The following is a 14297-nucleotide window of genomic DNA, read 5'->3' on the forward strand; positions in this document are numbered from 1 at the left end:
CACAATGGTGATGTGCCCTTTTATTATACAAAAATGGTGTTGATGGATTTACCATCAACACCAAATATCATAGATCCTCTATTTGACGATTTTAACAAGTTTAGGGTTTCCAGTAATATAGCCGCCAGCGATCTTGTACCGCTTGGTACCACTGACGCTCAGGTTATGGCCATGCGAGTAATCCCAACTCTTAACGGTGAAGATATGACCTTTACGGTAGTGTTTAAGACGGTGGGTGAGGTTGACGTCACTGTACAGATTCCGTCCATCTCTAGCCTTAACGTGAATGACTTTCTTAGGTTTAGTCGGGGTTACGTAGCGTTTGTTCCCGGTAATGAAGGTACCATCAGGTAATGTGTAGCGGGTTACCGGACCGTTCTTGATAAGGTGGGTGACGGTGACCTTCGTGCCTTGCTTAAGGTGATGGAGGAGTTGCGTCGGGTAGTTAAACATCACCGTCCCATGAGTCCAAGTGCCTCTAGGATTTGTGACGTATAGTGTTTTGACGTTCTTTCGGAGGAAAAGTTTGCCAACGTAAGCGGACTTCGCCGTGATGTAGGTGCCGTCGCTCAGTTGGTAACGGGGGTTCCCGGCATTAGATTGCGTCGTCTTAACCACTGTAAATACCGGAGCGTAGACGCTCGGTTTCTTAGCGTACTTTTTGACACGCTCACTCTTCTTGAAATCAACGTGTTGGTAGCTATAGAATTTCTGCTTGCCATAGACTTGGAAGGTAGCGGGTGTGCTTGGTGTCGGCGTTGGATCCGGTGTGACTGGCGTGCTACTATTTTTGACATATGTAACGGTGACCGGTTGCACGCCAGATGCATCAACCTTGCTTTTATCAAAGGTCACGCTAGATTTGTTGGCGGTGTATCCCGGAACGTTGGGGATTAGCATGTGATCGGTATCTGTGTAGACTTGTTGGTCGGCGCCAGTAATTGACTTGGAAAATGACTTTGATTGGTCATCAGTTGTGGCCTCAATATCCTTGAATGTGTCAGCTGGCAAGGCAGTACCATCGTTGGTCTGGTAGGTAATCTTTATGGTCTGTGAAGCAAGTTCAGTTGGAATGGGGCTTGTGATGGTAAAATCATCCAATTTACTTTCATGAATAATGGGTTCATTTATCATTTTTTCGAATGCGGACTCATCAATCATCAGATGATCTGGTTTCAAGATATCAGCAAAATTTGACAGTTCTTTAGCAGCATCCGCAGGAAGAACATCCGTGGGTTGAGCAAAATTAACTATGAAAGTACCAGCCTGATTTGCTGTCCAAAGGTTATTTGCAATGTAACTGGATAGTTTAATTTCTAATAATACAGATCCCTTCGGGGTTTGTGAACGTTCTTCATACTTATCGATAATGTCTTTTATAGTTGTTTGATTACTGGTGTAGGGATAGCGAGGAAAACTAAATATCGATTGGCCATTGAATGGCATATTTAGTGTAACCAGTTGACCCGTGTCGTCGGCCTGTGCAACAGTTCCGAAATCATTTGAAATTGTCGGCAGGGCAAAACTACCAAGTAGCGAGAGACTGAGTGTTGCCAAAGTGGTGATGAAGAATTTAGTAAGTCGCATGGTTATCCTCCTTGTGTAAACAATCACATATAGCTTCATTATACCCGTTAATCAAACTTTTCATAAGATAAAAGGCCTCAATCCACAGATTGAGGCCAACAAGTCCAATTGAAATTTAGCGCCGCAAGATCAGCCGCACAACCAAATTAGTCAATAGCGAGATAACTAGAGCGTACCCCAACATCAGCACCAACCAGATGGCTAGGGCTGTGATGGCACGTAGATACCCGGTGGCCGCGTTCGCCATGGTCAGGAGGACCGTGACGGCGGTCACCGCCATGATGAAGCTGATGACGCCAATCTTAGAGTTGGCGAAGTCGGCATTACTGAGGTCGAAGCCACCGATGCTGATGTTGAGGGACAGGACGATCATCAGAAGCCAGCGCCACCAGTTGGCGCCGACGGGTTGACCGAAGCCTGACCAGTCAAGATTAAAGGGATCGGCCATGAGCGTCAGGAGTCCGTGGCACACGCCTGGCAGAAGCAGTGCCGTGAGGCCGAAGAGGGCCAGGGCACAACCGAAGATGGGGGCGATCCCGATAAAGAGATTGCCCATCGTTTGGTACCAGTTCCGTCGATTCCAGGTGTGGTTCACGTAGCCCAGCGTCATATCAGAGTCGCCGGTCACACCCGGTTGATCGGGATGGGGCCGCTTTAAAAGGCGGAAGGCCACGATGCGGTGGCCGAAGAAGATCGCCGTTAGCAGGTGACTTAATTCATGGAGAAAAATTCCAATGAATCCCAAATAGAGTTGGCTGATCATGCCGAATCCGCCAGCTAGATGCTGCTTGGTATTGCGGTTCAGGTAGGTGAGAACCGCGATCAAGAAGAAGGGGATGGCCACGAGATCGAGGCCGGCAATCCCAAGATTCTTGAAAATGAGTGGGAGGTCAGTTACCATCTGCTATTCCAGCAGGTCGGTGAAGGTGCCGTGCACCAACCCGGCCAGGTCAGTGGCATCGAGTTCCACGGACCGTCCGATTTGCCCGGATGAGACCAGAATCTGGCCCTGTTCCTGAGCGGTGTTGTCGAGGTAGATCGGGAACTGATTCTTCTCCCAAATGCCGACGGGTGTATTGGCCCCATGCTCATAACCGGTGGTCTTCACTAGGTCCTTTAGTGGCACCATATTAACTTTTTTATTACCGGAGGCCTTGGCCAGTTTCTTTTCGTCGAGGTGTTCATCGATGGGCAGAACCCCCACGACAGGGCCGGTGACGTTACCACTGAGCACCAGGGTCTTATAGATGTGGTGTTCATCGACATCGGCGTGGTCCACGTCCATCTGGGCGACATCGCCTTCGACGTGGGTGGCAAACTCAACTTGTTTATAGGCAATTTTATTTTTATCGAGAATCTGTTCGACGAGCGTCTTGTGGAGACGTTTGCCCTTTTTCTTTTTTGACATGTGGGTCACCTTTCATGGTTAAAGTCGTTCGGGTTCCTTCTGGTTGCCACCGTCCGCATTTAGCCGTATGATGGCCGCGGTTACCGGTGGTTTCAAATGAACTAAAATATACACTAGCGTAAATGACGACAAGTTTCAATTAGAAACACCGGCAGGAACCGTTTTGAAGCTATCGAGTGAAGACCAATGATAAACGTTTTTATAAATTGGATCGCACTTTACTCTGAACTGGATCGGTTGTTTTTTGCTAAAAAGCAGACAGCACTTGAAAAACCTGTTATACTCGATACCTGTAGAAGTCTAGTTGAAGAGTTATGAGGAGATATCATGGCAGATTTAGTCTATCGACGCGTGATGCGGGACTTAAAACAACGAATCCATCAAAATGAATTCCCCAATAAGCGGTTGCCAGACGAACGGAGCCTGAGCGAATCCTATGGGGTCAGCCGTAGTTCGGTTAAGCGGGCGCTCAGTGTGCTCGCGACCCAGGGCATCATCTTTAAGAAGCGTGGTGCGGGGACCTTCATTAACCCATTATATATGAAAAACCAATCGATTTTTCAATATGAAGGGTCAAATTTAGGCATTACCGACAGTATGAAGGCTGCCGGATCGACGCCCGGAATCCGTCTTCTGAAGTTTGACGTGGTGCCGGCCAGCAAGGAAATCCAACAGGACTTGTTCCTGGCGGAGGGTGATTTTGTTTACGAGATTAAGCGGTTACGGTTGTTTAACGACCAGCCATTTATGATTGAAACCGGCTATATTCCCATTAAGATTGCGCCAAACCTGTCGCAAAAGACGGTGTCGGACTCCATTTTTAACTACTTGGAGGCGCAAGGGAAAGTCGTCACCAAGTCCTTCATGTCGATTCAGGCGCAGCCATCGACGGCGGAAGATCAAGAATTATTGAATTTGAAACCGGTAGAACCCGTGGGCATCATGGAAGGGATTTTCTTCCTGGATGACGGGACCCCGTTTGAAGTTTCTAACATGCGTTTGCATTACAAATATTTGAATTACAACACGTTCGTTTCATTGGACGGCGAATAAGTCTTTTACGACGACTGCCAAATGGCGGTCGTTTTTTTATACTCAATTGGTCTAGCCAGTGTTATCAATGATGGTAGACAAATCTTAAAATTGGTCTAGCTTTTATTTGCGAAATTATAAGAAGATATTTATCGAAACGTCAGTGGTTCGGCGGATGAATTTGACCGGGTGAGTGCCGATAATCCGCGTGAATAAAGGGGTTAGGCTGCCTTGAAATTGATACGATCCAATTTACATAAAAGTTGACTTTTCTATAAAAGAAGCTATGATGGAGTTGTAAAAAAGCCTCCGGGTAAACATTAACGAGGGTGGTTTTACAACTATCTATCAACTAGATTATGCAGTTACGATTTCAAAGAAGGAGTGTTAATTACATGGCAGCAGATGCAAAATTCGACTCCAAGTCTTACTTGGAAGGCGTTGACAAGTATTTCCGTGCAGCGAACTACCTGTCCGTTGGTCAGTTATTCCTGCGTGACAATCCATTATTGAAGCGTGACTTAACATCTGACGACGTTAAGATCAAGCCTATTGGTCACTGGGGGACGATTGTTTCTCAAAACTTTATCTACGCTCATTTAAACCGAGCTATCTTAAAGTATGATTTGAACATGTTTTATATCGAAGGTTCAGGTCACGGTGGTCAAGTTATGGTTTCGAACTCATATCTTGATGGTAGCTACAGTGAAATCTACCCTAACATCTCTCAAGATGAAGAGGGTATGAAGCGCTTGTTCAAGCAATTCTCCTTCCCAGGTGGGGTTGCTTCTCATGCCGCACCTGAAACGCCAGGTTCTATCCACGAAGGTGGGGAACTTGGTTACAGCTTGTCACACGGGACTGGTGCTATCTTAGATAACCCAGACGTGATCGCCGCTGTAGAAATTGGTGATGGGGAATCTGAAACTGGTCCATTGGCCGCTTCATGGTTCTCAGACAAATTTATCAACCCAATCAAAGATGGTGCTGTATTACCAATCATCAACATGAACGGGTTCAAGATTTCTAACCCAACTATCCTGTCACGGATGTCCGACGAAGACTTAACCAAGTACTTCGAAGGTATGGGCTGGGATCCTCACTTTGTTGAAATTGAAGCCGGTGACACTGACTTTATGCGGGTTCACAAGGACATGGCTAAGGTCATGGACGACTCCATCGAAAAGATCAAGGCTATTCAAAAGAATGTCCGTGAAAACAACGATGAATCCTTACCTAACTGGCCAATGATCATCTTCCGTTCCCCTAAGGGCTGGACTGGTCCAAAGGCCGACTTAGATGGTAACCCAATCGAAGGTTCATTCCGTGCTCACCAAGTCCCAATTCCTGTTGCCGCTGGCGACATGGAACACAAGGACATGTTGATCGACTGGATGAAGTCTTACAAGCCAGAAGAACTCTTTAACGAAGACGGTTCTGTTAAGCAAGAAGTCCGTGACATGGCGCCTAAGGGCGAACAACGGATGGCGATGAACCCTATCACTAATGGTGGGATCAAGCCAGAACCATTGAAGTTACCTGACTACAAGAAGTACGCCGTGGACACTACTGAACACGGGAAGACGATTGCGCAAGACATGCTGGTTTGGTCACAATACCTGGCTGATACCATGAAGTTGAACCCAACGAACTTCCGTGCTTTTGGTCCTGACGAATCCAAGTCTAACCGGCTTTACGCTATGCTGGACTATGGTAAGCGTCAATGGATGGAAGGTATCCACGAACCAAACGATGAAAACATGGCTCACGAAGGCCGGGTCATTGACTCGCAACTCTCCGAACACCAAGCTGAAGGTTGGTTGGAAGGTTATGTTCTGACTGGTCGTCATGGTTTCTTCGCCACCTACGAATCCTTCGGCCGTGTCGTTGACTCTATGTTGACGCAACACATGAAGTGGTTACGTAAGGCAACGGAACAAGACTGGCGTCATGATTACCCATCCTTGAACTTCGTTGACACGTCAACTGTCTTCCAGCAAGACCACAACGGGTACACCCACCAAGATCCAGGTATGCTGACCCACTTAGCTGAAAAGAAGCCTGAATTCATCCGTGAATACCTGCCAGCCGATGCTAACACCTTGTTAGCCGTTGGTGATGTAGCCTTCCGGAGTCGTCAAAAGATCAACTTGATCATAACGTCCAAGCACCCACGTCCACAATGGTTCTCCATTGATGAAGCCACTAACTTGGTTCACAATGGTTTGGGCTACATTGACTGGGCTTCGACTGACCAAGGTCAAGAACCTGACGTCGTCTTCGCCGCAGCTGGTACTGAACCAACTTGGGAAGCTTTAGCCGCAATTTCATTATTGCATGACGAGTTCCCAGAAATGAAGATGCGCTTCATCAACGTCGTTGACCTGTTGAAGTTGCGTTCTCCTAAGATTGACCCTCGTGGGATTTCCGATGAAGAGTTCGATCGTCTGTTCACGACCGACAAGCCAGTTGTCTTTGCCTTCCATGGCTTTGAAGGATTGGTTAAGGATATCTTCTTCGACCGTCACAACCACAACTTACACGTGCATGGTTACCGTGAAAACGGGGATATTACCACGCCATTTGACATGCGTGTCTTGAACCACATGGACCGTTACCACTTAGCTAAGGAAGCCGTTGACGACATTCCTAGCTACGCCGTAAAGGGTGCCTACTTTGCACAACGTATGGACGACATGGTTGCTAAGCACACTGCTTACATCCGTGAAGTCGGGACTGACTTGCCAGAAGTTAACGCTTGGCAATGGAAGCCTCTCAAGTAAAAACTGATTTAACAAGTCATCATCAATTGCGATTGATGGGACTGGGAGCCTGCATTCTTTGTTGAATGCGGGCTCTTTTTTTGAACTCGTTGAAATTGACCGCCTGCGGCTGTCAGGGATTCCGCCTGCTAGGTGGATGTTCAATGGCCACAGAGTGATTAGAGTCGGCCACAAAACAGAAGTTGCGTCTCGAACTGGCCACTAGTATTTGATGTTGCGACATCGAAGTTCGTTTTTTCTATCCATTCGCCGCTTACCTGCTATACTGAGGAAAAAATGAGGTGAGTGGGCATGCGCGTGGAGATTAAGCCGTTAACAACGGCAGAAGTGGCGGAATTCTGGAAACTGGCTTACAGTGATCCGCAGGCGGAATGGACGAAGTGGAATGGACCATACTTTCGAGACGAGTTGCCGAGTCGTTCGGCCTTTATTGAGAAGATTGCTGCAGAGAAGTTCATTGGTCATCCGGAACGTCAGGTGATCTGGGTGGATGGCCAGATGGCGGGGATGGTTTCCTACAATTTTGAAGATGGGGCCTTACAGCGCTGGCTGGATGTCGGGATTGTTATCTATCGATCGGATGAGTGGCATCGGGGGATTGGGCGGCAAGCCCTGACTCAGTGGCTAGACTGGCTGTGGACGCAGACGGACCTGCCACACATTGGCCTGACGACTTGGTCAGGGAATGCGCGCATGTGTCGGTTAGCCACTCGGTTGGGCCTCAAGGAAGAGGCCCGGGTGCGTCAGGTGCGGTATTGGCAGGGCCAATACTGGGATTCCGTGAAGTATGGGTGTCTACGCGAAGAATGGCTGACCCGAAGTAAGGTATAATCGGTCAACTTTACTTGGTTAAATTGGCTTAATCATAAAAGTTGTTGGAATCACGACCCTTTCAGTTGACCTAAAGCCGACTCTAAGTAGTAGACTGATCTTGTAAATAAAATTAGGAGCGTGATTTTGGATGACAAAAACATGGTTAATTACGGGTACTTCCACTGGTTTCGGGAAATCACTGTCGATCTACTTGGCCCAACAGGCTGACGTGAACTTGGTGGCGACGGCTCGACACACGGACCAATTGAGCTACCTGGACCAATACGATCACGGCCAAATTTTGAAGCAGACCTTGGACGTTACCAAGGCCGATGAGATTGCGGCCGCGGTCAAGGCGACCACGGAAAAGTTCGGCACTCTCGACGTTTTGATTAATAACGCCGGTCTCGGCTACTTCGGAACCTTTGAAGAAAGTGACCGTGACGCCGTTCGTTACATGTTTGACGTGAACGTCTGGGGATTGGTCGACATGACCCGGGCCGTCTTACCAACGATGCGAGCCCAGAAATCAGGAATTGTGATTAACTTCTCCTCCATCGCTGGCTTGGCTTCCTTCCCAACGCTGTCCTTCTACAATGGGACGAAGCATGCAGTTGAAGGGATCACGGATGCCATGGCTCAAGAAGTGGCGGACCAAGGGATTAAGCTCATGCTGATCGAACCTAGTGGTTTCCGGACTGACTGGGCGGGTCGTTCTTCCCAGAAGGCGATGCCAACGATCGACGCCTACAAGCAATTCACGGCGAATATTGAAGGCAGTGCCAGTGATGCGCACCATGAGGCCGGCGATCCCGACAAGGCTGCGGCGATTATCTATGATCAAGTGACAAACCACGCCGCTGACCTGCCACTGCACTTGCCATTGGGTAAGTTTGCCTCGGATACAGCAATTGCCAAGTACGAAAAGTCCTTGGGTGAATTCAAGGCAGAACGCGATCTTTCCATTTCTGCCGATCAACCAGAATAAGTGAAAATGAAACGATAGAAGCCGTGACCTAATTGGGTCACGGCTTCTTTTTACGCTATGATTGATTGTGCGGGTGTGGTATAACTAAAACATCAGAAGAAAGTGATGGGGGACGAGGAGATGCGTTGGGGACGCACAATTGTGTTAATCGTTTTAGTGGGGGCTTTGTTAGTGGGACTCGGGTACCGCAGTGGACAATTTCCACAGTTGTCGGCAGCCGTCGACCATGCCCGAGCGGAGATGCCCTTTCAACAGCGAAAACGGGTGGTCACGAAGGCTTCCTCACTCGACGTGCCCAAGGCCGATACACCGGTCGTGGACATTGTTCAGGGGATGGACTTATCGAAAACCTACTATTACAAGTTCAGTGATAATATGCCGGCCGGAGGGAAGCAGGCGTTTGCGGATGCCGTTACTATTTATAATCAGACCGGAACCGTTCACCTGGTCGCCAACTCTGGTTGGTCCGCGGCCGGGCACAATCGGATTACCTTTTCCATCTACCATAAGCGGATGAAGAAGCATGCCGCAATGCTCGAGTTAGGCCACGGGGGCCCGAAGATCATCCAGACCAGTGACTTTCTTGGCACGAAGACCGTCAATCACGCAGAGGCCAGTCTCAACGGGGATTATGATGCGGCCTTCAACGATGATGTGGCGGTGCATGAACTGGGACACGCGTTGGGCTTAGCCCACAGCAAGTCCAAGCATTCGGTGATGTACCCACTGACTCACGGGCAAACGAAGTTGGCGCCGAGTGATGTGAAAAGTCTGAAGCTCATCTATAATCAGCAATAAAGCAAAATCACCCGAATCGGTCGTGAGAACTGACTGATTCAGGTGATTTTTTGTTATTTGGCGATCTTACGGTGACTCAGGAACCAGGCTGGAATAGCCGTCACGGCAATGAAACCCACGGACCACAGGAAGGCGGTCTGGTAGGCCGCGGTCAGGCCCACCTTGGGCAAGTCATGCTGGATAATGGTGGCGAGGACCGCGGTTCCCATGGCCCCACCGATATTTTGCAGCATTCGGGTGGCGGTGGTGGCTTCGGCAACTAAGGCTTGTGGTACACCGGTATAGCTGTCGGCCATGACTGGAATCGTCAGGCCACCTTGGCCGATCCCCCGGACGAAGAGGGTCAACAGGACCAGCCAGGTGCTGGTTTTGGCGGTAAAGAAGACAAAGGGTAAGGTTCCCACGATAGCAATGGCGATCGCGGCCAGGACAACCCAGCGGGCCCCGATACTGTCGGTGAGTTTGCCGATCTGACCCCGAACGACGAGTAATCCGATACCTTGAGCGATCAGGTAGGTCCCGGACCAGACGACGCTCAATCCCCGGCTGTTTTGAAGATAGAGCGGCAGAAGAAACATGGCGCCGTTAACCGCGATGCCCGAAAGCATCAGGATGATGGCGGAGGCGTCAAAGGTTGGCGACTTGAAGAGTTGGAGACTGACCAAAGCCTTTTGGGGCAAGAAGGTTGCGTAGAGTACGTAGCCGATCAGAAAGGCCAGTGCCAGTAACAGAGGCGTCAGGACCTTCAGGGAGGTGAAGCTGTCACCGGTACTGAAACGCGTGATTCCGATGATGGCGGACGTGAAGAGACCGGCTAACAGGACGAGACTGGGGATGTCGAGGTGTTTGCCACGGCGAACTGCTGGGAAGCTCGGCATCTTCCAAGCCAGAAGAACCAGTGAGATGAGGACTAACGGAATATTAATCAGGAAGATCCAGTGCCAGTTCAGGGTTTGAATCAGATAGCCCCCAACCGTGGGACCCAAGATGGGAATCAAGACGGCAGGCATGCCGACAATGGCCATGAGCTTGCCGAGGCCATTACCCCCGGCAACTTGGACGATGAGGGTGGTAATTAGGGGGACAATGAAGCCGGCTGCGGCACCTTGGATGACGCGGCCGACAATCAGCAGTGGCAGGGTGGTTGCCCAACTGGAGACGATAGATCCCAGAAGGAAGACCACCAGAGCCCACAGATAGAGCCGTTTACCATTGAACCAGTTGCTGGCCCAACCGGCGACCGGAACGGCGATGCCCATGGCCAGGACGTAGCTGGTGGTGATCCACTGAATGGCGTTGACGGAAACGTTTAGCGACTTCATAATAGTGTCTAGAGCAACGTTGGTCATGGTGGTATCGAGAAGTGGGGCAATGGCCCCAATAACCAGGAACAACGCGACCTGAATGATTTTTTTAGTTGAAGTTTGTGAATTCATAATGGTCACCTACAATTTTAAATTAGATACGGCCGTATCTTATATTCAAAGATAGTACACGCCTTTTAACCAAAAAACAAGGGAGAGCGATGCGATTATGGCAGAAAAGAAAAAGCGTCGTCGTGGCGCCGAACTTGAAACGGCAATTTTAACGGCGGCCTGGGACCAATTACAGGCTAAGGGGTATCATGACCTAACCATTGAGGGCGTAGCGGCTGCGGCTGCGACGACCAAGACCGTCCTGTACCGACGTTGGCCGGATAAGGCCCGGTTGGTGATTGCTGCGCTGAGTAAGTTTGGTGAGATGCCGAGTTACCAAGGAGTGGATACCGGGAGCCTGCGAGGAGACCTGTTGAATCTCTTCGGCCAGATGGCCGCCGTCTTGGCAAAACTTCGGACGGGGACCTTGCGGGGCATTCTGGCCGATCGTTTGGATAAGTTGGATTTAGGGCAACTCATGGGCAAGGCGAACACCAGCCATACGGTGATGGAGCTCATCCAGCCTATGTTGGATCGGGCCGCAGCCCGAGGCGAAATCGCCAGTGCCGACCAGCCCGACCGGGTCGTGACGCTCCCTGGGGTGCTACTGATTAACGAGGTGATCGGCCAACGGCAATTGACCGTTGCGGCTCAAGTGGCCATTGTTGATGAGATTCTGTTGCCGGTATTTCAGTCGGTAACAGCTAAATAGAAAAAGAAACAACCGTGATCCTATCGAGAATTGACTCGAGGGATCGCGGTTGTTTTTGATTAGGCTTCAGCCATTAAGGTAACGAGTTCAGACTTGCGTTCTGAATGGATCAAGGTTTCATACTTGTCGTCATCTTCGAGAATATCTAGCAGGTCGCTGAGAGCCTTTAAATGTTGCTTTTCACGCTTAGGGGCTAGGCAAATGATGGTGGTAATGGTTTTGTCTTCCATCTTGACTGGATGTTGTAGTTCTAAGAGGGACATGCCCATCTTGTGAATCTTGTTAGATGGGGCGGAGTGAGCTAGCAAGACACCGCCTTTGACAATCATAAAGGGTCCATTCTTTTCTAGTTTTCGGATGATTTCAGTGACATAACTTTTATCAACATACCCACCACTCAGTAGCGGGAGAAAGGATCGTTGAATAGCTTGTTTCCAAGTCAATACTTTCGATGTCACGTGGATGTGATTAGGGGTAAGAAGTTCCTGAATTGATGGCTGACGATTGCCATCGACGGGGTTCTGAGTGTCCTTAGTGACTGTCGTATCACCATTAAAGTAGGCAATTAGCTTATGCGAGAGTGATTGTGGATTGGTAATCATAACTTCATTGGAAATGATGTCCATAATGTCATTTGTCATCTTGGTGGCATCTAAGGTTCCCAGAAGACCAACCTTGTGAAGTGCTTTGTCGATTTGATCGAAATCGTTGTCTGTGGGAATACTCTGTACGGTGAGTCGTGGTGTCTCTTGGGTTGTTGTGAGGTCAATGGTTGAAATAATCAATTTCGCGTGAATTAAGGGTTCCATCCGATTGAATTCGCGGATGCTCATTGGATGCGAGAATTTAATGTGGCCATACTTACGTCGCAACGTTTGCTGGAGAAAGTAAGAGGTCCCAACGCCACTGGAACAGATTAAGAAGACATCAATATTGGGATTGAACGTTTCTGAGTTACTGAGATAGTTGGTCTGACCACCAAAATAAGTGGTTAATAGGGCCAATTCATCACTCGATAATGTTTTATGCATGAAGTCTTCAAAAGGTTGAACTGCGTAATTCGTCAAAGTCATCAATTCTTGGTAATCACGCTTGATATCTTCAAGGTTAGCTGCTCGGTAAGGAATTCCAGCCATGACTCGTTGATAGGTTGTAATAAGGTGAGCTTTCAAGCCATTTCGCAGATTGGGTGTGCTGACCTCCGCTCCAGAAATACTACTGAAACGTGAAATAACTTGATTGACTAGGACATCGGCCGGAAAGTTCTCGGTGAATGCCCAGTGGGCAACGCTTTTTGTTTGGGCACTGTAGACGATGTCGCGGAAGAATGTCACTTCATCGATAGAAACTGGAATATCATAATGAGTCATCAGACCGGTAATCCAGTCATTGACGACCTTATCTCCGGGAGTTAGGTGATCTGGAGAACTAGTCAGAGTCAGTGCTGGATTGAGTTGAATCCGTTTTAAACACCACGATAGAAAGGTAGCCAGTAATTCGAGCGCGTTGTCGCTGAAGATGACCCGGCTTGCGCGTTGAAGCGTAATGAGTTCACCAATCAGGTAACGATAATGAGCACCATGCATTTCATTAATAATCAATGGATTATTATGCATGCTAACCTGACTGTAGACCCATAATCGCTTATCCCTTTCATTACCCACCAAACGTTTTCCATCTTTAGCATTCGTAATTTCAAAGTTTTTTGGTAAATGCTCGCGGACACCCTGAATATCATTGACGATCGTGTTCTTTGAAACCCGAAAATATTTTGCAAGTTTCGTCAGAGAAACATTGTTCTTATTTTGAATGAGAAACCAAACGATTAGGTCGCGTCGCGAGTACTTATTCGAGTAGGCAATAGGATAATCGTCTTCCTCAAGGTTGTCATAATGTCGCAGAGCTTCCTTAGTCTCTGGGGGCAAGAAATACTGACTCTGTGCGAGTTTGGCAATGCGATCGAGTTGCATTTCATCGAGCTGCTTATTAAAACTTGTGATCCAATAGAAAGCACTTCTTCTAGAAATTTTGAATTCCATTTCAATGTCTTTGATATTGATATAGTCGTGTTCAATGAAATACGTTGCAAGTAAATTGATTCTCTTTTTGTGGCTAATAACGATCAACAGTTGCACCTCCTAAATGTAAACGGTAACAATAGCATACCATTCTGTGAAGATTAAAAAAACATGAGCCTGTCCAAATGTTGCACTTTCCAAGTGAATCAATTTGCCTTTTTGCATTATTGTGTAAGCGCTATCATTGTTCTTGTAGAAAGGAACGAGGTGAACAGGGATGAACAATGTCGCTAATTTTGTTGACGTAGTTACAGCGTTTGATATCGATGCAGATTCTAAGGAAGAAGCCATCAAAGCCGTAATTACTAAACTAGACACAGCTGGTAAGTTATTGGATAAAGAAAAGTTTCAAGCCGACGTCTTTGCTCGGGAAGCGGAATTACCTACTTATATCGGTTTCGGATTTGGGTTACCACATTCTCAGAGTGATTACGTTAAGGACGCTACAATCGGAATTGGAAAACTAACCCACCCGGTAGAGTGGAATGACGGAAAGAAAGCCGATTTTATTTTTCTGATTGCCGTACCTTATGGTGGAAAAGAAAATACGCATCTTAAAATTTTAGCAAATCTTTCACGGTTACTGATGCATGATGACTTCCGAGACAAACTTCGGAGCACATCTGAAACAGAGGTTCGAGATTTGTTAATGGCTAGTCAAAACCCTCACAGGAGTGAATAAC

Annotated in this window: 12 protein-coding genes; 7 read left to right on the forward strand and 5 right to left on the reverse strand. The window is 48.1% G+C overall.

Features of this window, described 5'->3' with window-relative positions:
• Nucleotides 1-78 precede the first annotated feature (78 nt).
• The 3 genes from OCU14_RS08325 to ybaK form a co-directional block, all read right to left on the reverse strand.
• Nucleotides 79-1587 (reverse strand): DUF5776 domain-containing protein, encoded by a 1509-nt coding sequence (locus tag OCU14_RS08325; RefSeq protein WP_261810635.1) that lies wholly within the window; start codon nucleotides 1585-1587, stop codon nucleotides 79-81.
• A gap of 115 nt (nucleotides 1588-1702) precedes the next feature.
• Complete coding sequence (locus OCU14_RS08330; protein ID WP_057877620.1) at nucleotides 1703-2488, reverse strand: hypothetical protein; 786 nt, start codon at nucleotides 2486-2488, stop codon at nucleotides 1703-1705.
• A gap of 3 nt (nucleotides 2489-2491) precedes the next feature.
• A complete protein-coding gene (ybaK, locus tag OCU14_RS08335; RefSeq protein WP_261810636.1) occupies nucleotides 2492-2995 on the reverse strand; it encodes a Cys-tRNA(Pro) deacylase in 504 nt (167 codons plus the stop codon).
• Nucleotides 2996-3322: 327 nt separating this feature from the next.
• On the opposite strand from ybaK, the gene OCU14_RS08340 reads away from it, so the two are divergent.
• The 5 genes from OCU14_RS08340 to OCU14_RS08360 all read left to right on the forward strand — a co-directional run bounded on the left by OCU14_RS08340 (nucleotide 3323) and on the right by OCU14_RS08360 (nucleotide 9409).
• Nucleotides 3323-4048: a GntR family transcriptional regulator gene (locus OCU14_RS08340; RefSeq protein WP_261810637.1), complete on the forward strand. Its 726-nt coding sequence runs from the start codon at nucleotides 3323-3325 to the stop codon at nucleotides 4046-4048.
• 374 nt (nucleotides 4049-4422) lie between these two features.
• Nucleotides 4423-6810, forward strand: coding sequence for a phosphoketolase family protein (locus OCU14_RS08345; protein ID WP_261810638.1), 2388 nt, complete (start codon nucleotides 4423-4425; stop codon nucleotides 6808-6810).
• 291 nt (nucleotides 6811-7101) lie between these two features.
• On the forward strand, nucleotides 7102-7641 hold the full coding sequence (locus OCU14_RS08350) for a GNAT family N-acetyltransferase (RefSeq protein WP_261810639.1): 540 nt from the start codon (nucleotides 7102-7104) through the stop codon (nucleotides 7639-7641).
• A 130-nt stretch (nucleotides 7642-7771) separates the two neighbouring features.
• The gene (locus OCU14_RS08355) at nucleotides 7772-8611 is read left to right on the forward strand and encodes an SDR family NAD(P)-dependent oxidoreductase (protein WP_057877625.1); all 840 of its coding nucleotides are present in this window, start codon (nucleotides 7772-7774) and stop codon (nucleotides 8609-8611) included.
• 120 nt (nucleotides 8612-8731) lie between these two features.
• Nucleotides 8732-9409, forward strand: a complete 678-nt coding sequence (locus tag OCU14_RS08360; RefSeq protein ID WP_261810640.1) for a matrixin family metalloprotease — start codon at nucleotides 8732-8734, stop codon at nucleotides 9407-9409.
• A gap of 53 nt (nucleotides 9410-9462) precedes the next feature.
• Here the strand turns inward: OCU14_RS08360 and OCU14_RS08365 are convergent, their stop codons facing one another.
• The gene (locus OCU14_RS08365) at nucleotides 9463-10845 is read right to left on the reverse strand and encodes an MDR family MFS transporter (RefSeq protein WP_261810641.1); all 1383 of its coding nucleotides are present in this window, start codon (nucleotides 10843-10845) and stop codon (nucleotides 9463-9465) included.
• A 97-nt stretch (nucleotides 10846-10942) separates the two neighbouring features.
• Here OCU14_RS08365 and OCU14_RS08370 point away from each other — a divergent pair, with 97 nt between their 5' ends.
• Nucleotides 10943-11536 (forward strand): TetR/AcrR family transcriptional regulator, encoded by a 594-nt coding sequence (locus tag OCU14_RS08370; protein WP_261810642.1) that lies wholly within the window; start codon nucleotides 10943-10945, stop codon nucleotides 11534-11536.
• A 59-nt stretch (nucleotides 11537-11595) separates the two neighbouring features.
• On the opposite strand, the gene OCU14_RS08375 is transcribed toward OCU14_RS08370, so the two are convergent.
• Entirely contained in the window at nucleotides 11596-13506 is a 1911-nt protein-coding gene (locus OCU14_RS08375) for a PTS sugar transporter subunit IIA (protein ID WP_261810643.1), read from the reverse strand.
• Between the two features lie 325 nt (nucleotides 13507-13831).
• Between OCU14_RS08375 and OCU14_RS08380 the strand changes: the two genes are divergently transcribed.
• Nucleotides 13832-14296 carry a PTS sugar transporter subunit IIA gene (locus tag OCU14_RS08380; protein WP_261810644.1) on the forward strand — a complete coding sequence of 155 codons (465 nt, stop codon included), beginning with the start codon at nucleotides 13832-13834 and terminating at the stop codon, nucleotides 14294-14296.
• The last annotated feature ends 1 nt before the right edge of the window (nucleotide 14297 follow it).

This window comes from Levilactobacillus humaensis, assembly GCF_024345185.1.
GTDB lineage: Bacteria > Bacillota > Bacilli > Lactobacillales > Lactobacillaceae > Levilactobacillus > Levilactobacillus humaensis.

Coding starts and splice junctions, on each gene's coding strand:
- OCU14_RS08325 (WP_261810635.1), bottom strand. CDS start 1,587: ATGCGACTTACTAAATTCTTCATCACCACTTTGGCAACACTCAGTCTC.
- OCU14_RS08330 (WP_057877620.1), bottom strand. CDS start 2,488: ATGGTAACTGACCTCCCACTCATTTTCAAGAATCTTGGGATTGCCGGC.
- ybaK (WP_261810636.1), bottom strand. CDS start 2,995: ATGTCAAAAAAGAAAAAGGGCAAACGTCTCCACAAGACGCTCGTCGAA.
- OCU14_RS08340 (WP_261810637.1), top strand. CDS start 3,323: ATGGCAGATTTAGTCTATCGACGCGTGATGCGGGACTTAAAACAACGA.
- OCU14_RS08345 (WP_261810638.1), top strand. CDS start 4,423: ATGGCAGCAGATGCAAAATTCGACTCCAAGTCTTACTTGGAAGGCGTT.
- OCU14_RS08350 (WP_261810639.1), top strand. CDS start 7,102: ATGCGCGTGGAGATTAAGCCGTTAACAACGGCAGAAGTGGCGGAATTC.
- OCU14_RS08355 (WP_057877625.1), top strand. CDS start 7,772: ATGACAAAAACATGGTTAATTACGGGTACTTCCACTGGTTTCGGGAAA.
- OCU14_RS08360 (WP_261810640.1), top strand. CDS start 8,732: ATGCGTTGGGGACGCACAATTGTGTTAATCGTTTTAGTGGGGGCTTTG.
- OCU14_RS08365 (WP_261810641.1), bottom strand. CDS start 10,845: ATGAATTCACAAACTTCAACTAAAAAAATCATTCAGGTCGCGTTGTTC.
- OCU14_RS08370 (WP_261810642.1), top strand. CDS start 10,943: ATGGCAGAAAAGAAAAAGCGTCGTCGTGGCGCCGAACTTGAAACGGCA.
- OCU14_RS08375 (WP_261810643.1), bottom strand. CDS start 13,506: ATGCAACTCGATCGCATTGCCAAACTCGCACAGAGTCAGTATTTCTTG.
- OCU14_RS08380 (WP_261810644.1), top strand. CDS start 13,832: ATGAACAATGTCGCTAATTTTGTTGACGTAGTTACAGCGTTTGATATC.